Below are 26,996 nucleotides of genomic sequence, written 5' to 3' on the forward strand. Positions count from 1 at the left end.
GTCAGTCGAATTGTTAAGGCAATGCAGTAAGATATCAATCCAGATTTTGCAGCCCCATCGCAATCTTACTATGTTTCTCTATTTGCCCCATCACCTGTTTGGCTCGTTGAATCACCACTGCTGGTAAACCCGCCAATCTTCCCGCCTCAATACCGTAAGACTTATCAGCACCTCCCGGTTGGACTTGGTGCAAAAAGATAATTTGGTCGGGTAATTCTTTCACCGTCACTTGATAATTAGCCACATTCGGTACAATGCTAGCTAGCTCATTTAATTCATGGTAATGAGTCGCAAAAATCGTTCGCGCCCGAATATCGACTGCGATATATTCCGCCACGGCCCAAGCGATGGAAAGACCATCAAATGTTGCTGTTCCCCGGCCAATTTCATCTAACAATACCAGCGACATAGATGTGGCATGGTTGAGAATATTCGCCGTTTCATTCATTTCCACCATGAACGTAGATTGACCAGTTGCAAGATCATCTACTGCACCTACACGGGTGAAAATGCGATCGCATATTCCCAATTTGGCAAACCTAGCTGGTACAAAACTACCAATCTGCGCCATTAACTGAATCAATCCCACCTGACGCAAATAACAACTTTTGCCACTGGCGTTTGGCCCAGTGAGGATAATCAAATCGGGATTGTCATTTGTCATTTGTCCTTGGTCACTTGTACTGAGCGTAGTCGAGGTATTTGTTATTTGTTCTTGATTATCTACTAATGACAGATGACTAATGACTAATGACTCTTGACCTAATTGAGTCGAATTCGGCACAAAGAAACCCGCAGGTAAAGATTGTTCCACCACCGGATGACGGCCATCAACAATGTTTATCTCCCTTCCCGACAACATTTCTGGACGACAATAACCTTGATGCACTGCCAACTCAGCCAAACCACACAATACATCCGCTGCCGCCACTGCACGAGATAGATTGCGAATTACCTCCGCCTCTTGTGCTACTTCTTCCCGCAACGCCGTAAAAATCTCATATTCCAACTGATTTAAATCATCCCGCGCTGAGAGAATTCGGGCTTCTCGTTCCTTCAAATCTGGGGTGATGTAACGTTCCTCATTGGTTAGAGTTTGCTTGCGGATGTAATTAGCAGGTACTTGGTCAGCTTTGGTGCGGGAAATACTGATGTAATAACCAAAAGTTTTATTAAATCCTACTTTCAGTGTCGAAATTCCTGTCTTAGCCCTCTCCTCAACTTCTAAGTTGGCAATCCATTGCTGGTCTGCTTCTACCGTCGCTTTTCTTTCATCCAATAAGGGATTTACACTAGGGCGAATTAATCCACCTTCTTTGATTAGTATGGGTGGCGACTCCACAAGGTGCGCGTGTAACTTTTGTGCTAATTCTTCTAACACACTTGGGACTTTCTGCAAAGCTTTGAGGAATGGAGAATGCGCTTCAGTAACTAAATGAGATAATTCTGGTAAACGTGAGAGAGAATCTGCCAAAGCTACTAAATCTCTAGCATTGGCTGTACCAGAACCAGCCCTTCCGGTGAGGCGTTCTAGGTCATAAATTTGGCGTAATAACTGCCGCAAATCTTGACGCAGGGGGGTATTTTCCATCAATTCTTGGATAGTCTCTTGCCGCGCCCGAATGCCTTTAATATCGAGTAGTGGTTGCAATAACCATCGCCGCAAAGCCCGTCCACCCATCGCTGTACTAGTTCTATCTAATGACCAGAGTAGGGAACCGTGAAAAGTTCCATCCCTAACAGTTTGGGTAATTTCCAGGTTACGGCGAGTTTGACTATCAACAATTAAGTAGTCGGTGACAGTGTAGGTGCGGAGTCTTTGCAGGGGAACTGGGTTTTCTTTTTGGGTATCTTCCAAGTATTCTAAAAGACCACCAGCCGCACGAACAGCGAGGGGAAGATGATCGCAACCGAGTCCTTCGAGCGATCGCACCTTAAATTTCTGCAATAATCTAGGTCTAGCTTCGCTTTGAGAAAATGGAACTTGCGATCGCAAACTATAGCAAAATGATGGTGGCAAACACTCCGGTAGATGAGGCGAAGTTTCTCCTGGACGTAGCAAACTACCTAAATCAGGCGCATTTGTTGGAACTAGCACCTCTGAAGGTTGCAAGCGCATTAATTCTTGCGTCAAATGTTCTAAATCACTACCTTGAGTTGTCAGAAATTCCCCCGTGGAGATGTCTGCATAAGCTAAACCCCAATGATTTGCGGCAATTACTACTGCTGCAAGGTAATTATTGCGACTAGATTTCAGCATTCCTTCTTCTAGCAAAGTGCCTGGGGTAAGAATGCGCGTTACTTCCCGCCGCACCAATCTACCAGCAGCTTCCGAAGCATCTTCTACTTGGTCGCAAATTACGACTGCATAACCTTTTTCTACTAGCATCGTCGCGTAGCGTTCCCAAGCGTGATGTGGAACACCAGACATCGCCACTCTTCCCTGTTCGCCAGCTTGTTTGCTAGTGAGGACTAATTCTAATTCTTGTGCTAGTTTTACAGCATCTTGGAAATAGCATTCAAAGAAATCTCCTACCCGATACAACAATACCGCGTGAGGATATTTATCCTTCGTCTCGACATAATGCAAGTACATTTGACTTAGCTTACTGCGATCCACCTGTAGATGGTCAGAAATAAAAGTACTTGCGTCGGGTTTGGTAGATGGAGTTTCAGAGTGAGAGGCGGTCATAGATGCTATCGAGTTACGCACAGAAATTCCACAATATCCGATGATAACGTGATGTGAAAGTTGAATGGCGATCGCTCAAGGATATTTTACCTTTAGATGATCAGTGGCTCAAGTTCCCGATTATGCCATTGTCGCTGATGCCATTCGGCAACCAAAGGACGGACAATAAACTTAGGTTGTCCATCGCCTTTAACGTCAATGCGTAAACCTGAATAAGGTCGTCGCTTCTGAGAACCTTGGCCGTTGCGACCAATGAAGAGATGCGATCGCGCCACTAATTTATTTTCCTCCATCAAATCTGCTCCCTCAATCCTTTGGCGGCGCAAACTAAACCCACTACCACCACAAACAAGCCAGTGGATATGAGAATCAGCGTGTCCTGTATCCATTGTCTCAAGATGTTCTAAACAGTGGGCATGACCGTTTAATACCAAATCAACCAAAGGACGACCCTGATTTAGAGAACCTATTTCTTTCGCTACTGCATCCAGCACCCCACGGAAGCGATCGCGAATGATCAAAGTTTGTGCTTGTTGCCACTTTGTCGCCTCAGTTACATAAGGAGGATGATGGAAATAAACCACTCTTCCCCGAACTTCTGAATTATTCCAAGATTCAATTAATCTGTTTTTGAGCCAGTCTAGTTGTTCAATATCAGTCTGCATTGTTTTGTCACTAGCTAATTGCTTCTTGATATCAACAATAATTTCTTCAATTTGCGATAGCTTGGCGTGGTAATCGTCTAATTGGTCGGCTTCAATGGGGTTTTCGGGACGAAGCTTGGCCGAGGTTTCAATAATGTACTGCTTTTCTTGTTCTAAATCTTCACGACGCTTTTCTAAGATTTTGCGATCGGCATCACCTTGTTTTGTTTTAGGTAAAGGTGGTGGATCGTTAAATGTATTAGAATCCAAAGCGAAGAAATCAATTCCGCCATAGCGAAAAGTGTAATAACGATTGGGAAGCCGGGTAAAATGACCAGGTTCATACTTCAGACAAAGACCTGTATCTGTCTTACCTGTGTAGTGCTGATCTAAATGGCTGCTTAATTCTCCTGGAAGTTGCAACGTTTTCAGATAGTCTATAAATGCGTGTGCGTAAGCTTCACCGGTTCCTGAGCCATGCAAACCTACATCTAGGTCTAAGCGCGATCGCAACAGACGACGAAGGGGTAATGTTGTCAAAGAGGCCAAGCTCAATAAAATGGGCAAGTTATAATAATCGTGATTTCCCGGTACTGGTAAAATGGGCAGCTTAAAAATCATCTGATCATAAGCAATTCGCTTCGGATGCTCTCCGCCCAAGATAAACTCTCGGTAAGGCTCGATGAAGTTTTGCTGGTAGTATTCACTCGAACCCACTAAGTAAATCACATCCCCGGTATGCAGCATAAAACGGGATTCATCGTGATGGGGCAACATCAGTTCAGCTATCTGTCGTTGGGGATTGTGTCCCCGATGCTTACCAGAACCACTATCACCCACAACTAAAAATGAAAACTCAGGATTATCTTCTTGACCATCCTCCAACACCAGGCGAGTTTGGTCGATGTTCCGTTCCACAATTAACGGATCTTGCCATCTGACTCGCTGATTCATTTTACGAATTTTGTTAGCGATCGCTGGATCTGATACAAGTTTCAATGCAACATACTCCTGAATCTTGAATTGCAGGGAGAAGGGGGCAGGGAGCGAGGGAGAAGAGGAGTGTGGGGAGTGTGGGGAGTGTGGGGGGTAAGACTTCTTTCCCATCCTCCCACACCTCCCACACTTCCCACACCCCTTGGATTTCTCACTTGTGAAAAATCCAGGCTAATGCCCAATTCCCCATTCCCTTACTCTTCTACCGTATCTTTCATCTCAATAGTCAAATTAGGGAGTCCTTCTAGTTTTTCGGTAGGCTCAACTTCTTCTACTAATGGCACAAAAATCTTCAACCCACCTGGTATGCACTTAATTTCTACTGGTGTTGTGCCGACTATTTCACCATCTAAAACAACCTTTTGCGGTGGCTCAGTCGTAATTTTAAATTGTTTGGCTCGCAGAAAGCCAATATCATCCCGATCTACGGCGTTACCTGTAGAAGCCGTTTGAAATAGATGGAATGTAGCAGCGATCGCTCCTGCTTTGTTGGCTGGAGCTACAATCGTTAAATCTAGTAAGCCATCATCATAAACCAAACCTGCTGGCCCCTGAGCTAAAACGGAAGTGGGAGGGGCGGCATTTGCAACTGTGACTGCACAGGCATTAGTTTTAATTATTCTGTCTTCTGTTTCAATTTCAACATCAAATTTATGTAAGCTTCTCAGTTGCTGAATTCCAGCGAAAACGTAGGCCATCATTCCAAAGCGATTTTTGGCATCTCGGTCTGCCAATTCTACAGTTTCAGCTTCAAAGCCAATACCTGCCAAGAGTACCATTGGGCGATCGTTGCAATAGGCTACGTCTACATGACGGGTTCCTCCCTGCAAAATTGTTTCACACGCACCTGCGATCGTGTCAGGAATTCCTAAAGCTGTGGCAAAGGCGTTTGCTGTTCCTCTGGAAATGATGCCAAATGCAATATTAGTACCCACTAAAGCCGCCGCAGCTGCTGAGAGAGTCCCATCTCCCCCCGAAGCAATGATTGTATCTACCCCTCGCTCTACGGCTGCATAAGCTAGTTGATCTGCATCAATTTCTTGAGTTGTGAGATGAATATCTAGATCAATATCCGGCTCTAATATGGCTCGAATTTCTGCCAGTTCTATATCTGGGTCTCCCTGACCCGCAACTGGATTAAAAATAAGACAGGCGGAACGCTTCATAAAATATAAAAGCTAAACTTTAGATCACTAAAATACCAAATTCTTTTTAGCATTCTTGTGAAATTTTGCCTTCCTGCTGACGGCTGGTTTATCTTTTGTAACAGGTTTATAAGCCTTCGGCGTTGAAAAATATCAATGCTGCACATTTTGGTATCTTTTGTCTATACTTGCCTAAACAATAAAATTTTTGTCATGCGTCAATTATTACTAGTTTTGGCAAGTATGCTAACTTTTAGCAGTTTAAATACCCCTTCAATGACAATGGCAGGCACAACGCCTGATTTAACCCAGATTCGTCTAGTTCAAAAATTTAACTGCAATAATCCTCAAACTCAAGCAGCAATTAATGAATGCGCGAAGTTATCTTATCAGAACGCAGATAGAAAATTGAACCGAGCTTATCAACAATTGCTACCTACCTTAGAAAAATCTAGGAAACAGAAATTGATTGCTGCACAACTTGCATGGGTAAAGTTTCGAGATACCAATTGTGAGTTTGAAAGAAGTAAATATGAGGGAGGGACTATTGCCCCTAGCATTTATGCTGGTTGTCTAGAAAATCTCACAAAACTGCGTACCCAAGAATTACAGGAATATCTTAAATCTGACCCTTAAGTAGTCTAAATAGAGTATTTCACAAATTGGTAGCGAAAAAAACTGAAACCTCTGCGAGCTTCTGTGCTACTCTGCGTTGAAAAATAGCATTCCTGGTACCTCATTACGGATTGCTAGCGGTGAAAAAGTGTGCGGACTTACACCAGGGTCATATTAACATCACCAGTGAAGTAGGAATAGGTACAACTTGTGCGATCGCTCTTCCATTAAAAGATTAAGTCTAATTAGTATTGTTCGAGATTCCTCAAACCAGCTTTTGGTAAAGAATTGTAATCCAAAATCCAAAATCCAAAACCCAAAATTCTTATGAGTCCCTGACTACGGTAGTCTAGATGAGAGTGAATTTATCGCCTGCGATATTATATTGTTTTATGACATCAGTTGTTTCTAGTCCCCCACGTACTATTCGGATCGGCTCGCGTAAAAGCCAACTTGCTCTGGTTCAGACCTACTGGGTACAAGAGCAACTCCAGAAAAGCTTTCCTGATATCACTTTTGAAGTCCACACCATGTCTACCCAAGGCGACAAAATCCTTGATGTAGCACTAGCTAAGATTGGCGATAAAGGACTTTTTACTAAAGAACTTGAAGTGGGAATGCTCAATCAAGAGATTGACTTTGCAGTTCACTCCCTTAAGGATTTGCCGACTAACTTACCAGAAGGATTGACACTGGCAGCAATTACTGAACGGGAAAACCCAGCCGATGCCTTAGTTGTGCATGAAAAGCACAAAGATAAACAAATCGATACTTTACCCGAAGGTGCAGTAATTGGGACATCTTCGCTGCGGCGGTTAGCACAGTTGCGCCACCACTTCCCCCACTTTACTTTTAAAGATGTGCGGGGAAATTTGATTACACGATTGGCAAAACTGGATGCAGGCGAATACGATGCCTTAATTTTGGCAGCCGCAGGATTAGAAAGATTGGGAATGAGCGATCGCGTTCATCAAATTATCCCCAAAGAAATCTCCCTCCACGCCGTTGGACAAGGTGCTTTAGGGATAGAATGCCGTGCTGATGATAGTGAATTGCTAACTCTACTCAAAGCAATCGAACATCCTGCAACACGCGATCGCTGTCTCGCCGAGCGTTCTTTTTTACGCTCTTTAGAGGGCGGATGTCAAGTACCTATTGGTGTAAATACAGAAATCTCTGGTGAGAATTTGACCTTAACAGGCATAGTTGCCAGTATAGATGGTCAAAAGTTGGTAAAAGATACCGTCACAGGAATTGCCAACAATGCCGAAGCGCTAGGCGCAGAACTAGCAGAATTATTACGGCAACAGGGAGCGCAAGAAATTTTATCAGAAATTTTTGCGGTCATTCAACGCGGTTCCTAAGCAATTAGGCAAGCCGATGTGATTAGATAAGAATTGATCGTCGTTGTACCAAAGAAGCGATAAATTGCGTTGGTTGCGATCATCAAGTTAATTTGACAAATATAGACAGAATCGGGGAAGCAAAAATTACCATGCGGATTCTATTTGTTGCAGCAGAAGCAGCACCCATTGCGAAAGTAGGAGGAATGGGTGATGTTGTTGGGGCATTACCCAAATTTCTGAGAGAAATGGGGCATGATGTGCGGATATTCTTGCCTTACTATGGCTTCCTGCCAGACAAAATGGAAATTCCCAAAGAACCCATCTGGCGGGGGTCTGCCATGTTCCAGGAATTTGCTGTTTATGAAAGCGTTCTGCCTGGTACTGATGTTCCCTTGTACTTATTTGGACATCCCGTCTTCCTACCTCGCCGCATTTATTCTGGAGATGATGAAGATTGGCGGTTCACTTTCTTTGCCAATGGTGCAGCCGAGTTTGCCTGGAATTACTGGAAACCAGAAATTATCCATTGTCATGACTGGCATACGGGGATGATTCCGGTGTGGATGCACCAAGATCCTGATATCACCACAGTGTTTACCATTCATAACCTGGCTTATCAAGGGCCGTGGCGTTGGTATTTAGAGAAAATTACTTGGTGTCCTTGGTATATGCAGGGACACAACGTCATGGCGGCGGCGGTACAATTTGCCAATAAGGTAAATACAGTTTCGCCCACTTATGCCGAGCAAATCAAGACAGCTGCTTATGGTGAAACCTTAGAAGGTTTGCTATCTTTTATTAGCGGTAAGTTATCTGGAATTATCAACGGTATTGATACCGAAGTTTATAATCCCGAAGATGACAAATATATTGCTCAAACCTTCACTACTGAGACTTTAGATAAACGTAAGGCTAACAAAATTGCTTTGCAAGAAGAAGTAGGATTAGAAGTCAACTCCAAAGCCTTTTTAATTGGGATTGTTACCCGATTAGTGGAACAAAAAGGCATTGATTTGATATTGCAAATCCTTGATCGCTTCCTATCTTATACAGATGCACAGTTTGTTTTGTTGGGAACAGGCGATCGCTACTATGAAACTCAGATGTGGCAATTAGCATCCCGTTTTCCTGGACGCATGGCAACTTACTTACTGTATAACGATGCCCTGTCTCGCCGAATTTATGCTGGTACTGATGCCTTCTTAATGCCTAGTCGTTTTGAACCATGCGGTATTAGCCAAATGATGTCTTTGCGCTACGGTTCTGTACCCATTGTCCGCCGTACAGGTGGATTAGTTGACACCGTAAGCCATCACGACCCCGAAAATGCCGCAGGTACTGGTTATTGCTTTGACCGCTATGAACCGCTAGACCTTTTCACTTGTATGATCCGAGCTTGGGAAGGCTTCCGTTTCAAACCGCAATGGCAAGAACTACAAAAACGGGGCATGAATGAAGATTTTAGTTGGTATAAATCTGCTAAAGAGTACGTGAAGTTGTACAGGTCAATTTATGGTTTGCCAGAAGAAGAGGAGACAGCAAAACCAGAGTTAGTGTTAAACGAAGCAGTTACCACTAGTAAATCCTAAACTGCCAGGGGCGTACATTTCTGCGTCCCTAGCGTTTGGAACTAGTGAGTTCAACGAACCTTTCCTTGTCTTGAACTAAAGTTCAAGTTTCTCTCCCAATACGGGTTCGGTTAAGGTTTTTTGATGAAAAATCTAGATCGCAAAGATGCGATAAATCTCCGTCAAGACTATTGTAGAGACGGCGATTTATCGCGTCTCTTGCCTTAACCATGCTTTCAATTTACGTATTGTCAATAGTTGCTTTCGCCCTAATTAACCAGTCACCATCATGAGCGCAAATTTCCCGACCAGAGGAATCTCCTAAGCGGTCTAGCGCCAATAAGCAAGCATATTTCAAATCCCAAATTGGCGTATTGAGGCAAATTTTGATCTCAGGAATTGCTCGTGAATCACCCAATTCACCAAGAGCGATCGCACACGCCGCACGAGATTTCTGAAACTGGGGTTCGCGGTTGTGGAGGTTTTCTATTAACAAATCGTAGGCGGGAGCATATTTCAGCCAGCCGAAAAGTTTCATGACATGATAATGAGCGCCATAATCGTTATATGCTTTATCCCCATAAGTTGTTAAAAGTGCTTGGGGTGCTTCTTGGGGATAAATATCTAGTAAAGTTTTTGTCGCCAAATAGCAGCGTCCAAAATCAGTTTCGTAGAGTTCGTTAATGACAAAATCTAATACCGGGGTCGCGTCATACTCATGTACTAAATCAAGGTCATTTGGATGATCGTAAAGTACTTTTTCTAAGTAAGGTTGAATTTCTGTAAAGGTAATTTCACCACTGGGAACGCCTGCATCCAAAAGCATTCGCAAACCTCGTAAGCGAAACACCAAAGATACAGGACAACGCGCAATTTCTGGGATGGCTTTGTAGTAACGTGCATCAATTAAATCTTGAATGCAACCGCGCCGTGCATTGACGCTAGAACTTTGCAGCAGCGCCATCACCTCAGTTATTTGGGAGTAGTCACCGCTAAAACGACAAACTGTAGCGATCGCAGCACTACGCGTAGGTTCATCTTCAGCTTGAGTAAATTTATTTACACGTTCCAAAGACGGCTGATAATCAGCATTAGCTAAAGTGTGAATAATTACTCGATAAATTTGACCTGGTTTATCCAGTAGCTGCGCCACTTCTTCAAGAATTTCTGGATCTTTAGTCCCAATTTCCCCGATCGCCCACACGGTATTTTCAATAGTATAAATATCATCATCTTTAAGGCACTGCCGAATTACAGGTAAAGCTGATTCCGCCTGCAATCGCCCCAGACTTTCCACAGCCTTGCGTCGAACAATGCGATGGTCTAACTCATCAGGATTACTAGTTTCAATCGCTCGTACCAAAGCCGCGATCGACTGTTCAGTGGGATAATTAATCAGATGGGAAACAGCAATATACTTATCAGAAGCGTCTTCGAGTTGTTCTAATGGTGTATCGATAATTGCGATCGCTTGATCTTCTGTTAGCCCAAACATTTTAAAAAAACGTTTATCCATTGATCTATAAATGGCTTGTGGATAATTGCTCAGAGTTCATGTTTACTATCGTACTAGGGACTGGGGACTCCAAAATTTTTTTGTGTAAGCTCTGTTAGATGAAAGTTGCTATGTCTAGCGACAAACCGCTTCGCATCTTCGTAGCCATTTTAAAATGATAAGAGTTCATAAGACTCATATTTAATTTTTGCAAAGCTAGGTACAACCAAAAAAGCTTTCTTTCCCATTGCCTATTGCTTTTTAAACCAAACTACTTCACAAATCAAAGCAGATACCTATATATGAATGACTATTTAGATGACTACGAATTTAACAACCTCGATTTTTACAGAAAAAATCATGGCTTACAGCTTTATTACAACTGGTCTGGATAAATTTGGTGGCAAGAAACACCAGACAAGCCAAAAGAAAAATTGTTCTCTATTATTGGGATGAATGCTACTAAAGTATTTCTCAAACCCGATCCTGAACATGGCGAAGTCGGGTATCGCATCAATAGAGAGTTGGGTTTATTTTGCGATCCACATACTCAACAAATTCTGCATTTTTGGCAGTCACCGACAGCAAGTCAACCAGTACCAGTAGTTCACATTGCTAACCGGATTGTCCAAGGCTCAGTCAAACCAAAGAAATCTGTTATACCCAAAGGGAAAGGATACATTACCTCGGTTATGGAAATTCCTTTAGAATACCCACATCCTTTAGCAGGAGATAGTAAATATTTAGATTATTGCCCTGGAGAAAAGTTTAAGGGAGTTGAGTACTTTATATCAAATACTTGTCGACCTGATGCAACTGAAGTCCCGCCGGCTAAATGGGCGAGAGACTGTCCTTGGTTGCCCTGGATGAAGTTGGGTTATGCTCATCCAGCTAAATTAAGATTTGAAACAACAATATTTAGAGTAGATTCTTTTGAGCAGCTTCATCCTAGCTTGGTCGAGTTGGTAAGGACAAAAGTACCAATTTATGAGTTCACGCCAACAGAAAGCGATGAACCAAATGTGACAAGCATTCAATACTTTAAGAAAAATTTTGAATCCTACTTGCGAGGAAATATTTTCCCACTAGAGGAAACATCTTAAAATAATTGGGAATTGGGAATGGGCGATTGTAAATAGACCATGCTGTGCCTTTACGAAAGATATGGTTTTTAACCTTAATCTATTATTTGGTATTTCTTGTGAATGCGTAAGTCCTAAATAGTCAAGCCTTAACTGAACCGTATTTGAATTAACTCTATAGCCTGTAGTTTTGCATCAGTTAGTTTTATGGCGTAACCATACTAGCGCGATATCTACGACGGGCTACACCTACACACTTCAACTTAAAAAACCTAGAAAACTTGCAGAACTTAGATCAAAAGCTGTAGTTGAGTTCGACTTTTGAAGATTTCTATCAAAAAGCTTTACCAGTGGTAACGCGATCTGAGAAGATCATAATATACGCATTTGCCAGCTACTTAGTTACTTGCCTCTTGCCAATCGTTCCATTTTATGTATTTGCTAAGTGTTGACCTTTAGCAAGTAACCAAATATAAACGATAGTCCAACACTGACTACACATCATTCATATAAACACGCATTTAGGAAACAAAAGTTATGGATGAAACCTCAGAATTCACAACAACCGATAACATAACTTCTCAAGATGTCGCCGAAGTGATTGCAGAACTTGAGCTATATCGGGAACGTCTCGTTCAAGAAACTACAGAAACAGCAAAACGGGCGAAGTTGATGAGGGTAAATGTTATGGCACAACTGGAGCCTGAACTTGCTAAAATTGATTCTGCCCTCCAAGAACTGCGTAATCAGCAAGCAGCTCTGAGCGTCAATAACTAGTAATCATCTTGATAATTTAGCTATAAGTCATAATGCTCGACTCGAAAACTCAATCCGGGGAAGATTCGTTACATCTTTCCCAGGCAGAAACTGATGCAATACTAGCAGCAGTGAATGAGCAATTAGCCTTAAACTCCTTCAACCCTGATGATCAAGAACTACTCAAGCAGATGATTGAGAGTATGGGAGACTCACGGGGGATGGTTAGGTTGAGTTTTGCAGAGGCGCTGGGTAAAGTCGGTAAACCCGCGACCCCTTTGTTAATGGAAGCTGTGGCAAATCACCCCAACCCAGTTGTACGTAGAGCCAGCGCCAAAACCCTGACACTGATTGCCGATCCGATCGCAGTTCCCACTTTGGTTAATGCCCTCTTAAATGACGAAGATACGGTGGTTAAAACCTCGGCGGTGGGGGGGCTTGCCAAAATTGGCGAGGCAGCTGTACCAGCATTGCTACAAATCTTAGCATCAAGCGAGTATCCAGAAAGTGCCAAAGGTCATGCGGTATGGGCGTTGGGATTTATTGGAGCAGAGGCGAAGGAGCATTTATATCGAGAAATTAACTCAGACTGGGCTGATGTTCGTGCTGCGGTGGTGGGTGCGATCGCTAAAATTGCTGAAGAAGGTACTGAAGAAGGAGCATTTCACATTCTAGTGAACGCTCTCACCGATTCATCTCTAATGGTGCGGTGTGAAGCGGCCTCTGCTTTGGGCAGTCTGGCTTATCAACCCGCGATTCCTAATCTAGTTGAGTTACTGCATCATCCCGATTGGGAAACCCGAAAAGCGGCGGCTCTAGCATTAATGAAAATTGGCGATCGCACTGCCTTAGAACCACTGCAAGCCGCATTAACCCAAGAACAGGAAGTAGGAGTTCAGGCGGTGATCAAGTTAGCGATTTCTCAAATTGAGAGACAGTTAGAGGAAGATTCTTGGGAATAGGGTATGTATATTTACATCTTGACATTTTCCTCTCTTTTTGAGAGTATTTAATTAGCAATTAGTTTTTTATTGATCAAGACTTACGCAAAAAATAGCCTAAACCCTAATTTCCAGGTAGGGGAATTCATGAATTGCCCCTATTGCGTGTATTTTTGCGTAAGTCCTATTGATTATTAATAAATATAGACAAAGAACGTAAAGAAAAATGCATCTGATTGCGATTCGTAACCTCCGCATTGATGCTGCCCAGTACACCGATGTCAAAAAGCAAATTGACGGCTGGTACGCAACCGTCAAAAAAGTGGAATGGCGGAACTTGGAGGACGTTCGTCAGATTTATCGCGATGCGGAAGCGGTTGGAAATTTTACTGTATTTAATATCAAAGGGAATGACTATCGCCTGATTGTCGGTATTGATTACGAAAACCAAACGGTTTATTACAAATACTTTCTAACTCACACTGAATACGACAAAGGTAAATGGAAAAATGACCCTTACTTTTGACCAAGCTGCTTATAGTATTCTGCTCGCTGAAGTTGCTCCCAAGGTGATTGAGACGGAAGAAGAGTATGAGCGCACCCTAGCTGTGGCAGAGCGCCTAACGTTTTGCAAGAATCGAACTCCAGAAGAACAAGCTCTGCATAAGCTGATAGTAACGCTGATTGAAGTGTATGAGGCACAGAACTATCCAATGGATGAATCTGCACCGCATGAAATTCTCCAACACATTATGGAAGCTAGTGATACTCGTCAAGCTGACTTAGTGGGCATTATCGGATCGAGTGGTGTTGTGTCTGAGGTTGTAAACGGTAAGCGATCGATTAGTAAGGCACAAGCTAAGGCACTTGCAGATTACTTCAAGGTGACACCCAGTCTGTTCATCTAATGTATCCGCTCTATTAGAATTGATAAAAGTAGTTGTATAAAAGAAGACAGCGATCGCTACCTTCCTTTATAATTAATCACCTGATCTAATCGGGGCAAAGCACTTACTGCTGATTCACGGACATAAGGATCGGCAGATTCATCATTAGTTAATGCTGTCAACACTTCCACTCCCCGCATATCACCCATCGAACCCAGTGCATTAACAATCGCCACAGCCAGCGCAACATTATCTATTGTTTTCAAAGCCTCAGCCAAAATCTCAAAGGCAGGAGAACCAATTTCACCTAGTGCCATTACTGATGCAATATAGACAACGGCATTTGGATCGTTGAGTGCTGTCTTCAATCCCTCTAACCCCTCATCTGGGAAAGGAACATCTGGATGGTTAGCAGCAACCTGTGCCAGAGCCTTAGCACAACTACCCCTAATAGTTGCATTCTCGCTATTTACTAATGAATCTACCAATGATGGGACAGCATCTGTACCAATAGCACCCAGTGCCTTAACAGCAGCACGACGGTAAGTCACATCTTCTTCATCCAAAATACCCATCAGGCGAGAAATCGTATTTTCATCACGAACATCAGCCAGTTCCCACATGGCTCGTTCCCGCAGATTAGGGTTGGGGTGTTTCAATTGTTCAAATAATGAATCTATCGTCATAAAAGAAAATTTCCCTGTTTAAATCCCCCAGGTTCAATCATTAATTACGAATTACGTTAGCGCAGCGTTAGCGACGTAGGAGCGTCATTACGAATTAGTAACAACTAAGGGACTCTTGATCAATCACTCAACCAGATACAGGCAAAGCAACAGACTGAGAGTCCCTAAGTTTTAGAGTATGACGATCGCTCGTCTACGTCTAGTCAAATCCTATTACTATGAAAGGGAGTTGATTACGTAGTCGAGGAGAGCGCGGAATTCAACCAATGCTTGAGGAGACATATCACGCGGAGAACAAGCGCGATCGCGAGTGTAGGTCAACGCTGTAACGTAGGGAGCAGTAGGCAGATTTAAAGAGCGATAAACTTCACGAGCGCCTGCAATACCCCACTCATCCAGAGGGCCAGTACCGCCCACAACCAAGCTGTAGTTGATCAAGCGTAGGTAGTGCTTGATGTCACGGAGGCACTTGTCTTTCTTAACTTGAGTGTCCCCAGCTTCACCTTCTTGGCTCAGGTAAGGATATTTCTTAAAGGCAGCATCATAACCTTCTTTAGCGACTGCATCAATACCAGCAGCCAACTTTTCAGCAGCTTCTAAACGAGCGCTAGCACGCTGAATGCTACCTTGAACAGATTCTAGATCGGAGGAAGTTGGGAAACGACCTGCTGCATCAGCAGATCCAATAACTGTAGTGATAACTGATTTCATTGCTTTTTATACTCCAGATTTGATTTGATCGAGTTTTAATTTCAGTTGGCTTGACTAATAGGCTTTAGCCGTTAGGAATTAGCAATTAGCTCAAAGCAGAAATAACGCGATCGAAGTAGCTAGCAGCTTCAGCAGCTAAAGCAGAGCAGTCGCCTTGAGGAGTTTCCAGTTTACGGAATCTTTTGCCAGCGTTAGCTTCAGTATTGGTGTTGGTGATGTGAGCAACGCTGATAGCCTTCAGGATTTGGAAAGCACGTACAGAAGATCCAGTAGGTACGCCCAAAGCTGTGTAGGTTTCTTTCAAACCGTTCAAAGCGCGATCGTCTAACACAGAAGAATCGCCAGCCAATAACGCATAAGTTACATAGCGCAGAACGATTTCAGCATCACGTAGGCAAGCAGCCATCCGGCGAGTGGGGTACAAGTTACCACCAGCTTGAAGCAAACCTGTGTTTTCACAAGCAATACCAGCAATGGCATCAGAAACTGCACAGCTAGCGTTGCTAGCGATCGCATTCACAGCATCAAGGCGCTTGTTGCCTTCAGCAATGAAAGACTTAAGGGCTGCTAAGTCAGCACCACCGATAGGAGCGGTTTTGGCATCAGCTGCAATTACAGCTCTGGAAAAAGCATCAAGAACCATGAGTTCTCCTTAATATTCACAAATGGCGGATATTATTTTTGGCGTGTTCTCGATCAGAATTAACTGCGAGTAGCCAAACAAAAACATAGGGGATCAATAGTGCCCTAGTCTTTACTATGAGAGACAAAGTAATAATCTGTAATATTTAATTTGGGCATTGGGAATTGGGCGTAAGGAGTGCTGAGTTAAGAGTTTTGTTTATCTCCTTGTCCCCTTGTCTCCCTCATCTCCCCTGCCCCCTACCTCTAAAAAATTAAGACTTACGCATTTCAACGGAACTCTGCCACTGCGTAAGTCTTAAGGATATTCTTTTTTTTACTTTATCAAGCTTGTTTTAGCAGATGTTTGACCAAATTATCTTTTACCATCATCTGCCGTAAAACTTCTAACAAAAATTCCTGAGCTTCTTGTTGGCTCAAACTCTTTACCTGGTCTTTCAAGTTTTGTAAGCGAAACTGTTGCTCTAATGTTAATTCGACTGGAAAATCCATCATTACACTCCTCTGATTGACTGAATCGAAGGTATCGGTTGTTACTAGTAATGTGAAGACGATCGCTTTAAGTTATTCTAGCACCGAGATATTAAACTGTCCACATTGTCAAGCTATAAATAACCACCCTCACAAAAATTTACAATTAGGTAACAACATCTCTATTTCACCCTGCGTTTGTAGGGAGTTTGTTGAAGCTGATCGCTAATCGCTGTAATGTTTAGAATGTTTATATACCAATAACTGTAAAAATAAAAAACACGTATAACATCATCCGCAGGAGTCATAAGTAGGAGTCAGAAGATTGATAGACGCAATGGAATTTTTCCAGCTAAGTGCTGGTAAGTGGCGATCGCAACGAGCAACTCATCATCTGGCGTTCAAGCGCTCAGAGACTGGAGAATCGGATATACAAGTAGAAACTCTGGAAGCCAATCATCCAGAAATCATTGAACTGTGCCAGTATCACGAAATTGACCCCAGCCTTTCAGTAGGAGGGTCACGTGTGCGTTGGCTAGGCACAATGGCTTGGGATAGAGAGAACGAAGAGAACCATCAGGGGAAAACTATATTTGCGATCGTGCCTGATGAGGATAACCCAAGGGCTGGCAAATTACTACGCGAAAGAGGCTATGCCGAAATTGTGCCTGTAGTCGGTCTTTTTCACATGGATGATGAAGATGGACTAGTGTTAACAACCGAATACGAAACAATGAGTTCTATTGAGAGGTTCTGGTTTGCCAGCCCAAATATGCGACTTCGAACCAGTACAGTAAAACGGTTTGGTGGCTTTAGCACGGCATCGTTTTGTACTGAAAGCCGCATCGAAAGTTCTGTTGAGGTTTCCAACACAGAACAGGTAACAGAAAGCCTTGGGCAGGATATTCTAGAAAAAAAACAGTTTTATTCAGTTCTGGGTTGGTGAATTATCTCAAGCAAAGTGATGCTTTTACTCGTGGGCAAGATTATCTGCATCGGGTGCAGAGACTTGCCCTAGAGCCGGGAATGGTAGATGTGTTCGATAACCTGCGCGATCGCATCCCCATTTGCACTTGGATTGGCGAAAATATTAACACCGTAAACGCTCAGATCAACGCCTACTTAGAAGTTTGTCATGAGTGCTTTCATCCACAAGAGCGTCGTCACATCCAAATTTTTGCAGTCCCCATAGCTCAATCTTTTGGTATAGACGGGCTGTGCAATATTCTCACAAATCCAATCACTATTCTGGTAGATGTCGGTCGAGTTGCACCGAAAGACTGGTTTGGTGTAGTCGTCCATGAATACGCCCATGCCCATCTAGGAGACTTTGGTCACAATCAGCAGTTTGCTAGCATCCTATCTCATTTATGTTTAGGACTGGGATTAGAACCACCCTACTGGGAGAAAGGAATGGAAGCAACTTTGCGTAGCTGGCCTTACTGTAAGTCAACCATAGATCCTCTGGAATTTTGGATAGGTCGTTGAAGGAGGCAGGAGGCAGGAGGCAGGAGGGAAATAACTAATGCAATTCCCAATTCCCAATTCCCAATCTTCCATTAATTTCTTTTGCTAAATGTTAAATTTTATTGCTTCAGTTAAAAAAAGTGAAACTCAATCTTCTAATCTGAAATATGTGAATAAAATTTTTTAGTCATTTACAGTAACTATTAAGCTGGAAGTTGCACTACTTTTTTTATTGATTAGCTATGGGTTGAATCCAGTGTGCTAATCGTTTTTCATACCCAATACTTAAAATCACCCTTAGTTAAGTTTCGTGAAATTTTATCAGAATCTGAGGTTCTGATACAACTACTCCCTTAATATGTGATTTAAAGTTGTTAACTTTAATTAAGAACATGGAGGCTTTAGAATGGCAATTCCTCTGTTAGAATATGAACCTTCAAGTCAAAACCAGCGTGTCGCTGGATATGAAGTACCGGGTGATGAACAGCCCAGGATTTTTAATACAGACAATATCCTGTCTCCATCAGATTTAGGCGATTTGATTGAAGCAGCATATCGTCAACTTTTCTTTTATGCTTTTGCTGCTGACCGCGAAACATATTTAGAGTCTCAACTCCGTAATGGACAAATTACAGTACGGGACTTTGTTCGTGGATTGGTGCTTTCTAATACCTTTAAGAAAAGCTTTTACGACCTCAACAATAATTATCGCTTTGTTGAGCAAGTAATTCAGCGCGTTCTAGGACGTGACCCATACAACGAGCGGGAAAAAATCGCTTGGTCAATTGTGGTTGCTACCAAGGGTATTGTAGGCTTCGTTGATGAAGTTCTCAACACTGAAGAGTACCTGAGCAATTTTGGATATTCCACAGTGCCTTATCAGCGCCGTCGGATACTGCCATCTCAATCTACAGGTGAGTTGCCATTTAACATCAAATCTCCGCGATACGAAGATTACCACCGTGCCAAACTGGGTTTCCCCCAAATCATTTGGCAGGTCGAAGTACGCAGATTCCTTCCACAAGAGCAAAAGCCAAAAGCTGGCGATCCAGCTCTGTTTTTGTCTATGGCACAAAGTGTCAATGCAACTGGCAATACGCCACAAAGAATCTCGTCATTCAACATCGATATCGAAAAGTCTGTACCTTATCGCCAGTTAGCTGGAATTAAGTAACAATTTTTGGTCGGCGGCTGTCTAGTACATCGCTTTGATCATTTTATAGCGTGCATGAGTCTTGGGTTATGTAGGAGTTTCATTTAGGTATAACTAGTGAAACAGACTCTATCCCATGTCTGATGCACGCTAGTTGTTAATGGGAATTGGGAATCGGGAATTGGGAATTGGGAATTGGGAATTGGGATGAGCTAAAGTGTAGTTCGTCTTTTTAGCATCTCCAAAAGTTTTGTAAATTGGGTGGGAGGGGTAGCTGTCACCTCAATCATCTCGCCGGATAGGGGATGCTGTAATCTTAGCCGCCAAGCGTGTAGTGCTTGACCAGTCAAATTTACGCCCACTGAATGACCAGAACTATAAACTGGGTCGCCGACAATGGGATGACCCATTTTGGCGCTATGGACACGAATTTGATGGGTGCGTCCAGTTTCTAGTTGGAAGCGGATTAAAGTGAAATTTCCAAGACGTTCTAATACTTGCCAATGAGTGACGGCAGATCGTCCGCCTTGTTCAATAGGCATAATAGCCATTTTTTTGCGGTCTTGGGGATGGCGACCAATGGGTAAGTCAATTGTGCCACTCTCAACTTTTGGCGCACCGTAAACTACGCCCAAGTATTCTCTGCGTGCGGTTTTAGCTTTCAGTTGAGCTTGTAGGTGATGATGGGCAACTTCTGTTTTTGCGATCGCGATCGCTCCTGTTGTATCCTTATCCAATCGATGGACGATTCCCGGACGTTGGACTCCGCCAATTCCTGGTAAATTGGGACAGTGAGCCAACAAAGCATTTACCAGTGTGCCATCTGGATGACCGGGTGCGGGATGGACAACTAAGCCTGCGGGTTTGTTGAGAATAAGTAATTGGTCATCTTCGTAGAGAATATCTAAAGGGATATCTTCTGCTAGCAGTTCTAGGGGTTGTGCTTCTGGTATTTCCAGAGTGATGTGATCGCCTAGCTTGACATTGATCTTCTTAGAAGTGCAAACTTTATCATTAAGTTGCACATTACCCTGTTCGATTAACTGCTGGATGCGCGAACGGGATAAATCTGGTAATTCTTGGGAAAGGAAACGGTCAATGCGATCGCCTTTAGTGTCGGTGCAGTGTATCGTATTACTGGAGGGAAGTAAGTTAAGTGCTGCATCCTCTATATGAGAAGACAAGCGATCGCTATTTTCTTGGATTTGTAAATTAAATTCGGTCACAATTGCTCTGGATTATTAATTCCCCTTTCTTTAAGTAAAGCGCGGAATCTCTTTATTGGGGTGGTTAGAAACCTAGTCTACACAACCAAAACCGAAAGAAGTGGGTTTGAAAACCTTAATTTGGACTGAAATTTTGTTTGTACAGGGGTAAATTCTATTTATCCTAGCTGTCTTGTCTTTGTTCTTTTAACCATTGTCGAAATGATCTAAGTGCTGAACTTGTTCCTGTGGTTCGTGCCATTTCCACAAACTGAGGAATTATTTTATTGACAGGAAAACCAGGAAATATGGCGCTTGTGAGAGACTTTATATATTGTTCACCTTGCAATAAGTTAATTTCTAAATTTTTACTTTCATATCGCCAAATTTCAGGTACTTTTAACGCCTGATATGCACTAATTTGGGTTTTAGAGGTGACATCAATTTCAATCGCTAAATCAGGAGGAGGATCAACTGTTAAGTCGATCTTATCTTTGCCAATCATGAGCTGATAGTTTTGAATATAAAAACAATCATCAGGTTCAATACCTGCACTTATATCTTTTCGTTTAAAGGTAGTTGAACCTAAAGATTCCCAATTCAGATCGAGTTCATCTAACAAGGCTTTCACTAAGTCTCCAATAATTACCTTCGCCCGCTCATGTTCTGGTAATGGAGCCATAATTTCTAGTGTTCCTTGGCTGTATGCTACTCGACTTCCACGATGCTCTCCTAACTCGTTGAGAATTGCTTCAAATACTTGCCAACTCACATCTTCCAGGATTATTCTTTGCCCTGCTGGAACTCGAATTTGTTTTAGTTGAAGAGTAACCATAGGATGTTAGCTGTTAAATGATTTCATTTTTACTCAAATTTTAGATGAGCGAAAAGAGAATTTTACCAAATTGGATGTAGCCAACGCCCTACCCATTGGCTATAAATCCAACAATAACGCAATTTTATTAATATAAACACCCACCTCAAACCTTGGACTTTTCATCTTCCTTCTTTGCGCCCTTTGCGTCCTTAGCGGTTCGTTATTCTTCTAATTCTATAACTTCTTGCGGCAACTCAAACAAACCATCTTCCCCAGCTTCAAAATCAACCACTTGATACACAGCATCAACATTTAACTCACCATAAATGTGAGGAAATAATTCACCGATTTCAGCCTCTTCATAACGAATTTCAGCTTGTACTTTCTCAGAATCAATAAAAAGTAGTACTAATTCTTTTTGATTATTAAAAAATCTCTTTGCAACTTTGAGTATTTGCGTTGATTTTGAACAATGTATAAAACCTTCACTGTCTAACGAATCAGCGCGATATGTACCAAGATTTTTTGCCTGTTCCCATTGTTGGCGTTTGGTAATGTGGAGAATGATGTTCATAGATAATCTAGGAATTGCTGCGTCTTGTAATATTTTTAGAAAATTCTCTAAGTTTGTAAAGTCTTTAATTACTCTTGTAGCGCCTACACTTGTTAATTTTTTATCACCTATTCCAATAAAAGCAATACTCAAGCCATAGGCTGCTTTTACATCCCAAACACCATCACCGACAAAAACGACTTTCTGAAATTTTTCAACTTGATAAAACTTCTCTGCTTTGATAATAGCTGTTTTAATAATATCTTCTCGTGAAAGTGCATCATTAGCTGAAGCTAAGGGGACACCTTCTATTTCTAAGTTAGCTTTTTGAAGTTTTAGTTTAGCAGACTCACGCCAACCACCAGTTGCGATCGCAACATACCAATCAGGATCTAGCTGTAATTTAGCTAATACATTTGCTGCACCAGTAATTTCACTGAATGAATCTTGGTTGTTAATAAAAGCTTCCTGAAGTAGACTAACAAAACGTGCTTTGAGTCTAACTAACTCTTCACCTAAAGGAAGACGTTCTAATTTTTCTTGGAAAATTTGCTGAGTAATTCCAGAATCTGTAGTGTATCCGTATTCAGCCCAATTTGTATTTATACCAAAAATACCAAACTCTAATGCAAGAGCGCGTACAAAACAATTTTCATCAATTTTGTAGGTATTTGTTAGTGTACCATCAACATCAAAAATTACTAATTGCATAGTATATTTATTGTAACTCACAGTTAATTTTAGAATCTGAGAAGCCAATTAAGCGATCGCTCAAAACAATTACCATCTACATAAGGTTAAAAATCAGTAGCAGTTACATTCGGCGGAATGCAAATATCTGGCGCACATAACCCAAAAAAATCTAGTGTTGTTACCTCAAAAGTATTCAAATCTACGCGGCGGATGACATGATTATTGGTATCAGCAACATATAAATGTGAGCCGTTAACACTCAATCCTGAAGGTTCAAAAAATCGGCTATTTTTACCTTGTCCATCTTGTAAACCAGCAGAACCGTTTCCTAAAACTGTTTGACAATTGCCACTCGGACTAACTAATTTAATTTTGTGATTGTAGGTATCTGCTACCCACAGAGAATTTTGAGCAAATTCCACTCCTAAACAATGTTGTAAACGGACATCTTCACCTTGTTCATCAACGTCACCAAAACCAAATAAACCCCCACTACCGCAAATAGTTCGTACTTGATACGGTTCTACAATTCCCACACCACGAATTGAACTAACTTCACTGTCAGCGATATATAATTCTTTTCCATCGGTGCTAATACCACTGGGTTGAGCAAAAGCAGATTCGGTAAGCGAACCATCAACGCAAGCTTCTGCACCAGTACCAGCATAAGTTTTAATCATGCTAGTTTCTAAATCCATTTCCCAGATTTGATGCGGCCCAGCCATTGCAATAAATAAGGTATTTCCCACTTTCACTAAATCCCAAGGGGAATTAAGTGCAGTTTCTAAACCAACACCACCATGAGGATGAATATTCCGGCTTTGTTCTCCAGTTCCTGCGATCGCTTCCACTACTTGACGCTTCAAGTCAACTCGCCGCAGGGTATGATTTTCTGTATCAGCAACATAAAGAATTTGATTTTCTGCATCATAAGCCATTCCTTGTGGTGCAAAAAACTGCGCTTCATTAAAAGCACCATCGGTTAAGCCAGATTTTCCAGTACCAATTAAGTGCAGAATCTCACCGTCGAAGCTACTCATAACCAGGCGATGATGTCCAGAGTCAGCGATGAACAAACCCGCTTGGGTAGCTAAAACTTTACCAGGAAAAGCTAGGGGAGTAATTAATGGCTGGCGCTGTTTTTCTAATATCAAACTAAGTTCTTGAAAATTAATCGTGCCTTTATCTTGATGTTGCTGAATTAGTTTTTGAATCAACTCGTCTAAAGTGTCACGGTTTCCTTCTCCAGAAATCTGACCAATCACGTAACCTTCTGGATCAATAATTATTAAGGTAGGCCAAGCACGTACAGCATATTCCTCCCAAAGTCGAAAATTGCTGTCAACTATAACTGGGTGTTCAACGTCGTAGCGCAGGATAGCTTGGCGAATATTTTCTATTTCTTTTTCGTTGTCAAATTTGGCAGAATGAACACCAATAACGGTAAGACTATCTTTATATTTCTGTTCTAAATATTTCAGGTTTGGCAGAATATGCAGACAATTTATACAGCAGTATGTCCAAAAGTCTAAAATTACGACTCTACCCTTGAGTTGTTTAAGAGACAAAGGTTTATCGGTATTGAGCCAAGAGTAATTTTGTGGTAATTCTGGCGCTCTAACACGGGGAAGCATAATAGTTCGTAATTCGTAGTTCGTAATTCGTAATTTAATCTGGATATATCTGTTGTGACAGGACTTGAAAAATTAACTACTACGGAGTTATCAGCTTGGGTAGAACAAGCTAAAATTCTGGCTAAACAGGGACGAGTTATCGATCGCATTCCGCAATTAGCAAAAGCTAATCCTGGTTGGTTTGCAGTTCACGTCTGCTGTGAATCGGGGAAAAATATCAGCTTTGGGGATACCGCTTGTATCTTCCCGCTAATGAGCGTTATTAAGACATTTTCTCTACTTTATCTGCTGGAACATTTTGGCGCAGAAACGGTTTTTGGCTGGGTTGGGGTAGAACCATCGGATGCACCCTTCAATTCTTTAGAACAATTAGTTAGCGATCGCGGCCGCCCCCGCAACCCGATGATTAATAGTGGGGCCATCACCCTCGCTGATAAGTTACCAGGAAAGGATGCTACCCAACGCACTCTTTTATTTTGTCAATGGCTCAATCAATTAGCAGGTTGCCAACTCAGGTTAGATGAAGTAATGCTGGCTTCAGTGCGATTAACGCGTTCAACAGCTAATGAAGCGATCGCAAACTATCTTGCCGAAACAGGTTATTTAGAAAATCTTGAAATAGCACTTGACACTTATGAGCAAATATGCTGTATTTCTGGGCGAGTTGAAGATTTAGCCCTGTTAGGAAAACTTCTAGCTTGTGAAAGTGGGTTGGTGAAATCACAGAATCGCCGGATTATCAATGCTGTGATGTTAACTTGTGGACTTTATGAAGCTTCTGCCGAGTTTGCAGTCAGAGTTGGTTTACCGATGAAATCAGGGATTGGTGGTGGACTTGTAGCAATAGTACCAAGTGAGGGAGCGATCGCTTGCTACAGTCCTGGGTTGGATGATATCGGAAATCCTGTAGGTGCGATCGCATTTATTGAGGCTTTAGCGCGAGAGTTACAGTTGAGTGTCTTTGCTTAGTTTTGGTTTTTCTGCTTCGGGAGCGCTTATTTTAGGTAACGGCGTTGATTCAGGAGTTGTTATTACCTCTGGCTGTGGTTCTGATACAGGAGACTCAATAATCTCTGGCAGTGCAGGTGGCAAACTCGGAGATGGCGCAACTGTTACTTGTGGAGTAGGTGTCTTGCTGGTTCGACGCTGAAAAAATCCGCCAAATCTAGATTTTGTTGGCTGAGGCGTAACTTTTTCAGGTAACGGTGTTGATTCAGGAGTTGGCGTTACCTCTGGCTTTGGTTCTAGTGTTGGCGTAATTATTTCTGGTGCAGGAGACTCAATAATCTCTGGCAGCGTGGGTGGCAAACTAGGAGATGGCTCAACTGTTACTTCTGAAGTAGGTATCTTACCCGCCCGACGGTTAAAAAATCCGTCAACTTTAGGTTTAGTTGGCTGAGGCACAACTTTTTCAGGTAGCGGCGTTGATTCTGGAGTCGGCGTTACCGTTGGCTGTGGTTCTGATGGTGTCGGGGATAAGGTAGGAGATGGTACAACTGTTGGAACTTCTAATTTTGGTTCTTCTGGCTGTGTTTTAGATTCTTTTGGAGCTTCAGTTTCAGGAAGAGGCTGCTTTTCTAGCTTCGGTTGGATTTGGGGTGTTTTTTCAATAGAAGGTGCAGGTGTAAGTTTATAATTCGGGTCTACAATGCCACGTACCTCATCTGCTGTAAGTTCTCCTCTCACGATTTTCGACAAAGTATCTTTACCCTTTGGCTGGAAGTCAATGACTCGGACTGTGGTATTAAAGACATTTTTGAGAGGATTTCCCTGATTATCGAGAAATTCTAGCTTTATCCAGTTTTTACCAGTTTGGAAGCCTTTAAGATAAACTGCTTGCCAGCGATCGAAAACAAAGCTTTCACCATTAATTGTGACGCGGATGCGCCAATCACTAAATCCTTCGTTAGTGTTTTCCTTGTCAACGAGGTGCAAGGGAGCGTTAGTGAGATAAAAGTCCAGTAAGATTGGCTCTGCCCCGTAGCTACTTTGAGGACGGCTGTAAGTTAGCAGAGGTAACTTGGGATCTGGGTTATTGTCGTCTGTTTTGGTAAAAACATGAAATGTTGTCTGGGTATAAGCCCCTTCATTTTTAAAGCTTTCATGCCAAGGACGAGAGGCAAAGACGCGCAGGGTATGAGTACCTGGAGACAATTCTGGCAAAACCAAGGGTTGATTCAGATCATAAACAGGAATATAAGGTTGATTATCCAGAATTACGTGGAGATGTGGCCCCAGTTGTAATTGTGGGTCTTTAAATATTGGTAGATCCTTAACCTGAAAACTGGCTGTAACTTTATTATTTTGGAAAACTTCATCAGGTCTTGGAGTCAGAATTGCCACTTGTGGCTGATACACCTCCAAACTTGGACGCAGTGCTTGGATAACAGATGGCGGGGAAACTTCCGAAAATTGCTTTGAAATTTGAGAAATCTGTGGAGGGTTTTCTCTATAACCAGTAGATACTTCCTGGCTATCAGCCTTATCGCCGCAACTGGTCAAGCTTAATACCAGCACCAATGTCATTATCCACCTAAGAATCGGGAACCTCTCAGGGAGGAGCTTCTCTAACACCCTTTTCTGCCACGAGTTCATGCGTTGCACCAGTGATAGTCTTCGACAATTGCACAGATTATTTTCGCTCAAACTGTCCATCTGGCACTATAGCCCAAAAGGTAAATCTACCTCACATTTCCTAAGTTTTCCTGTGTCTATTTCAGTAAATGTTAAAACAAGTCATACTTTTTACAGCTTTTTACTTACAACAATGGAAATATGACACAAATGTTCATGAGTA

General features: G+C 42.3%; 25 protein-coding genes and 1 pseudogene. 12 read left to right on the forward strand and 14 right to left on the reverse strand.

Annotated elements, in window-relative coordinates; genetic code table 11:
* Nucleotides 1-34: 34 nt before the first annotated feature.
* From mutS to V7K69_RS11480, 3 genes are all read right to left on the reverse strand, one after another.
* Entirely contained in the window at nucleotides 35-2,692 is a 2,658-nt protein-coding gene (mutS, locus tag V7K69_RS11470; RefSeq protein ID WP_335034580.1) for a DNA mismatch repair protein MutS, read from the reverse strand.
* 92 nt (nucleotides 2,693-2,784) lie between these two features.
* Nucleotides 2,785-4,335 (reverse strand): metallophosphoesterase family protein, encoded by a 1,551-nt coding sequence (locus tag V7K69_RS11475; RefSeq protein ID WP_335034355.1) that lies wholly within the window; start codon nucleotides 4,333-4,335, stop codon nucleotides 2,785-2,787.
* Between the two features lie 191 nt (nucleotides 4,336-4,526).
* Nucleotides 4,527-5,498 (reverse strand): YegS/Rv2252/BmrU family lipid kinase, encoded by a 972-nt coding sequence (locus tag V7K69_RS11480; protein WP_335034357.1) that lies wholly within the window; start codon nucleotides 5,496-5,498, stop codon nucleotides 4,527-4,529.
* A 192-nt stretch (nucleotides 5,499-5,690) separates the two neighbouring features.
* On the opposite strand from V7K69_RS11480, the gene V7K69_RS11485 reads away from it, so the two are divergent.
* From V7K69_RS11485 to glgA, 3 genes are all read left to right on the forward strand, one after another.
* Nucleotides 5,691-6,113: a lysozyme inhibitor LprI family protein gene (locus V7K69_RS11485; protein ID WP_335034359.1), complete on the forward strand. Its 423-nt coding sequence runs from the start codon at nucleotides 5,691-5,693 to the stop codon at nucleotides 6,111-6,113.
* Between the two features lie 371 nt (nucleotides 6,114-6,484).
* Nucleotides 6,485-7,456 (forward strand): hydroxymethylbilane synthase, encoded by a 972-nt coding sequence (gene hemC / locus V7K69_RS11490; RefSeq protein WP_335034361.1) that lies wholly within the window; start codon nucleotides 6,485-6,487, stop codon nucleotides 7,454-7,456.
* 131 nt (nucleotides 7,457-7,587) lie between these two features.
* Nucleotides 7,588-9,027, forward strand: coding sequence for a glycogen synthase GlgA (glgA, locus tag V7K69_RS11495; RefSeq protein ID WP_335034363.1), 1,440 nt, complete (start codon nucleotides 7,588-7,590; stop codon nucleotides 9,025-9,027).
* Nucleotides 9,028-9,247: 220 nt separating this feature from the next.
* Here glgA and V7K69_RS11500 read toward each other — a convergent pair whose 3' ends face one another.
* Nucleotides 9,248-10,522, reverse strand: a complete 1,275-nt coding sequence (locus V7K69_RS11500; protein ID WP_335034365.1) for a HEAT repeat domain-containing protein — start codon at nucleotides 10,520-10,522, stop codon at nucleotides 9,248-9,250.
* Between the two features lie 374 nt (nucleotides 10,523-10,896).
* On the opposite strand from V7K69_RS11500, the gene V7K69_RS11505 reads away from it, so the two are divergent.
* From V7K69_RS11505 to V7K69_RS11525, 5 genes are all read left to right on the forward strand, one after another.
* Nucleotides 10,897-11,604, forward strand: a complete 708-nt coding sequence (locus V7K69_RS11505; RefSeq protein ID WP_335034582.1) for a DUF1838 family protein — start codon at nucleotides 10,897-10,899, stop codon at nucleotides 11,602-11,604.
* Between the two features lie 516 nt (nucleotides 11,605-12,120).
* Entirely contained in the window at nucleotides 12,121-12,360 is a 240-nt protein-coding gene (locus tag V7K69_RS11510) for a hypothetical protein (RefSeq protein ID WP_335034367.1), read from the forward strand.
* A 32-nt stretch (nucleotides 12,361-12,392) separates the two neighbouring features.
* Nucleotides 12,393-13,301 carry a HEAT repeat domain-containing protein gene (locus V7K69_RS11515; RefSeq protein ID WP_335034369.1) on the forward strand — a complete coding sequence of 303 codons (909 nt, stop codon included), beginning with the start codon at nucleotides 12,393-12,395 and terminating at the stop codon, nucleotides 13,299-13,301.
* 205 nt (nucleotides 13,302-13,506) lie between these two features.
* The gene (locus tag V7K69_RS11520) at nucleotides 13,507-13,806 is read left to right on the forward strand and encodes a type II toxin-antitoxin system HigB family toxin (protein ID WP_335034371.1); all 300 of its coding nucleotides are present in this window, start codon (nucleotides 13,507-13,509) and stop codon (nucleotides 13,804-13,806) included.
* Entirely contained in the window at nucleotides 13,790-14,188 is a 399-nt protein-coding gene (locus V7K69_RS11525) for a helix-turn-helix domain-containing protein (RefSeq protein WP_335034373.1), read from the forward strand. Before V7K69_RS11520 ends, V7K69_RS11525 begins: the two co-directional genes overlap by 17 nt.
* A gap of 56 nt (nucleotides 14,189-14,244) precedes the next feature.
* Here V7K69_RS11525 and V7K69_RS11530 read toward each other — a convergent pair whose 3' ends face one another.
* The 4 genes from V7K69_RS11530 to V7K69_RS11545 form a co-directional block, all read right to left on the reverse strand.
* Entirely contained in the window at nucleotides 14,245-14,853 is a 609-nt protein-coding gene (locus V7K69_RS11530) for a HEAT repeat domain-containing protein (RefSeq protein ID WP_335034375.1), read from the reverse strand.
* 216 nt (nucleotides 14,854-15,069) lie between these two features.
* Nucleotides 15,070-15,564, reverse strand: coding sequence for a bleomycin hydrolase (locus V7K69_RS11535; RefSeq protein ID WP_335034377.1), 495 nt, complete (start codon nucleotides 15,562-15,564; stop codon nucleotides 15,070-15,072).
* Between the two features lie 85 nt (nucleotides 15,565-15,649).
* Nucleotides 15,650-16,207 (reverse strand): bleomycin hydrolase, encoded by a 558-nt coding sequence (locus V7K69_RS11540; protein WP_322640160.1) that lies wholly within the window; start codon nucleotides 16,205-16,207, stop codon nucleotides 15,650-15,652.
* Between the two features lie 323 nt (nucleotides 16,208-16,530).
* On the reverse strand, nucleotides 16,531-16,701 hold the full coding sequence (locus V7K69_RS11545) for an NblA/ycf18 family protein (RefSeq protein ID WP_012410163.1): 171 nt from the start codon (nucleotides 16,699-16,701) through the stop codon (nucleotides 16,531-16,533).
* Nucleotides 16,702-17,005: 304 nt separating this feature from the next.
* Here V7K69_RS11545 and V7K69_RS11550 point away from each other — a divergent pair, with 304 nt between their 5' ends.
* The 3 genes from V7K69_RS11550 to V7K69_RS11560 all read left to right on the forward strand — a co-directional run bounded on the left by V7K69_RS11550 (nucleotide 17,006) and on the right by V7K69_RS11560 (nucleotide 19,318).
* Nucleotides 17,006-17,623 carry a phycobiliprotein lyase gene (locus V7K69_RS11550; RefSeq protein WP_335034584.1) on the forward strand — a complete coding sequence of 206 codons (618 nt, stop codon included), beginning with the start codon at nucleotides 17,006-17,008 and terminating at the stop codon, nucleotides 17,621-17,623.
* Nucleotides 17,620-18,165, forward strand: a complete 546-nt coding sequence (locus tag V7K69_RS11555) for a hypothetical protein (protein WP_335034379.1) — start codon at nucleotides 17,620-17,622, stop codon at nucleotides 18,163-18,165. The genes V7K69_RS11550 and V7K69_RS11555 overlap by 4 nt, the downstream gene beginning before the upstream one ends.
* A 385-nt stretch (nucleotides 18,166-18,550) precedes the next feature.
* Nucleotides 18,551-19,318 (forward strand): phycobilisome rod-core linker polypeptide, encoded by a 768-nt coding sequence (locus tag V7K69_RS11560; RefSeq protein ID WP_335034381.1) that lies wholly within the window; start codon nucleotides 18,551-18,553, stop codon nucleotides 19,316-19,318.
* A 191-nt stretch (nucleotides 19,319-19,509) separates the two neighbouring features.
* On the opposite strand, the gene V7K69_RS11565 is transcribed toward V7K69_RS11560, so the two are convergent.
* From V7K69_RS11565 to V7K69_RS11585, 5 genes and pseudogenes are all read right to left on the reverse strand, one after another.
* Nucleotides 19,510-20,427 carry an RluA family pseudouridine synthase gene (locus V7K69_RS11565; RefSeq protein ID WP_335034586.1) on the reverse strand — a complete coding sequence of 306 codons (918 nt, stop codon included), beginning with the start codon at nucleotides 20,425-20,427 and terminating at the stop codon, nucleotides 19,510-19,512.
* 259 nt (nucleotides 20,428-20,686) lie between these two features.
* Nucleotides 20,687-21,337, reverse strand: coding sequence for a Uma2 family endonuclease (locus tag V7K69_RS11570; RefSeq protein ID WP_335034384.1), 651 nt, complete (start codon nucleotides 21,335-21,337; stop codon nucleotides 20,687-20,689).
* Nucleotides 21,338-21,539: 202 nt separating this feature from the next.
* Nucleotides 21,540-21,893, reverse strand: a complete 354-nt coding sequence (locus V7K69_RS11575; RefSeq protein WP_335034588.1) for a DUF952 domain-containing protein — start codon at nucleotides 21,891-21,893, stop codon at nucleotides 21,540-21,542.
* A 123-nt stretch (nucleotides 21,894-22,016) separates the two neighbouring features.
* A pseudogene (locus tag V7K69_RS11580) lies at nucleotides 22,017-22,583 on the reverse strand (HAD family hydrolase); the annotation flags it as partial.
* An 86-nt stretch (nucleotides 22,584-22,669) separates the two neighbouring features.
* Nucleotides 22,670-24,199, reverse strand: coding sequence for a thioredoxin-like domain-containing protein (locus tag V7K69_RS11585; protein ID WP_335034386.1), 1,530 nt, complete (start codon nucleotides 24,197-24,199; stop codon nucleotides 22,670-22,672).
* 54 nt (nucleotides 24,200-24,253) lie between these two features.
* Between V7K69_RS11585 and glsA the strand changes: the two genes are divergently transcribed.
* Nucleotides 24,254-25,168: a glutaminase A gene (gene glsA, locus V7K69_RS11590; RefSeq protein WP_335034388.1), complete on the forward strand. Its 915-nt coding sequence runs from the start codon at nucleotides 24,254-24,256 to the stop codon at nucleotides 25,166-25,168.
* On the opposite strand, the gene V7K69_RS11595 is transcribed toward glsA, so the two are convergent.
* Nucleotides 25,145-26,794 carry a hypothetical protein gene (locus V7K69_RS11595; protein ID WP_335034390.1) on the reverse strand — a complete coding sequence of 550 codons (1,650 nt, stop codon included), beginning with the start codon at nucleotides 26,792-26,794 and terminating at the stop codon, nucleotides 25,145-25,147. The two genes, glsA and V7K69_RS11595, sit on opposite strands and share 24 nt — an antisense overlap.
* Nucleotides 26,795-26,996: the final 202 nt, after the last annotated feature.

Origin of the sequence: Nostoc sp. (genome assembly GCF_036917775.1) — a bacterium.
Taxonomy (GTDB): domain Bacteria; phylum Cyanobacteriota; class Cyanobacteriia; order Cyanobacteriales; family Nostocaceae; genus Nostoc.

Coding starts and splice junctions, on each gene's coding strand:
- mutS (WP_335034580.1), bottom strand. CDS start 2,692: ATGACCGCCTCTCACTCTGAAACTCCATCTACCAAACCCGACGCAAGT.
- V7K69_RS11480 (WP_335034357.1), bottom strand. CDS start 5,498: ATGAAGCGTTCCGCCTGTCTTATTTTTAATCCAGTTGCGGGTCAGGGA.
- V7K69_RS11485 (WP_335034359.1), top strand. CDS start 5,691: ATGCGTCAATTATTACTAGTTTTGGCAAGTATGCTAACTTTTAGCAGT.
- hemC (WP_335034361.1), top strand. CDS start 6,485: ATGACATCAGTTGTTTCTAGTCCCCCACGTACTATTCGGATCGGCTCG.
- glgA (WP_335034363.1), top strand. CDS start 7,588: ATGCGGATTCTATTTGTTGCAGCAGAAGCAGCACCCATTGCGAAAGTA.
- V7K69_RS11500 (WP_335034365.1), bottom strand. CDS start 10,522: ATGGATAAACGTTTTTTTAAAATGTTTGGGCTAACAGAAGATCAAGCG.
- V7K69_RS11510 (WP_335034367.1), top strand. CDS start 12,121: ATGGATGAAACCTCAGAATTCACAACAACCGATAACATAACTTCTCAA.
- V7K69_RS11515 (WP_335034369.1), top strand. CDS start 12,393: ATGCTCGACTCGAAAACTCAATCCGGGGAAGATTCGTTACATCTTTCC.
- V7K69_RS11520 (WP_335034371.1), top strand. CDS start 13,507: ATGCATCTGATTGCGATTCGTAACCTCCGCATTGATGCTGCCCAGTAC.
- V7K69_RS11525 (WP_335034373.1), top strand. CDS start 13,790: ATGACCCTTACTTTTGACCAAGCTGCTTATAGTATTCTGCTCGCTGAA.
- V7K69_RS11530 (WP_335034375.1), bottom strand. CDS start 14,853: ATGACGATAGATTCATTATTTGAACAATTGAAACACCCCAACCCTAAT.
- V7K69_RS11535 (WP_335034377.1), bottom strand. CDS start 15,564: ATGAAATCAGTTATCACTACAGTTATTGGATCTGCTGATGCAGCAGGT.
- V7K69_RS11540 (WP_322640160.1), bottom strand. CDS start 16,207: ATGGTTCTTGATGCTTTTTCCAGAGCTGTAATTGCAGCTGATGCCAAA.
- V7K69_RS11545 (WP_012410163.1), bottom strand. CDS start 16,701: ATGATGGATTTTCCAGTCGAATTAACATTAGAGCAACAGTTTCGCTTA.
- V7K69_RS11560 (WP_335034381.1), top strand. CDS start 18,551: ATGGCAATTCCTCTGTTAGAATATGAACCTTCAAGTCAAAACCAGCGT.
- V7K69_RS11570 (WP_335034384.1), bottom strand. CDS start 21,337: ATGGTTACTCTTCAACTAAAACAAATTCGAGTTCCAGCAGGGCAAAGA.
- V7K69_RS11575 (WP_335034588.1), bottom strand. CDS start 21,893: ATGAACATCATTCTCCACATTACCAAACGCCAACAATGGGAACAGGCA.
- V7K69_RS11585 (WP_335034386.1), bottom strand. CDS start 24,199: ATGCTTCCCCGTGTTAGAGCGCCAGAATTACCACAAAATTACTCTTGG.
- V7K69_RS11595 (WP_335034390.1), bottom strand. CDS start 26,794: ATGAACTCGTGGCAGAAAAGGGTGTTAGAGAAGCTCCTCCCTGAGAGG.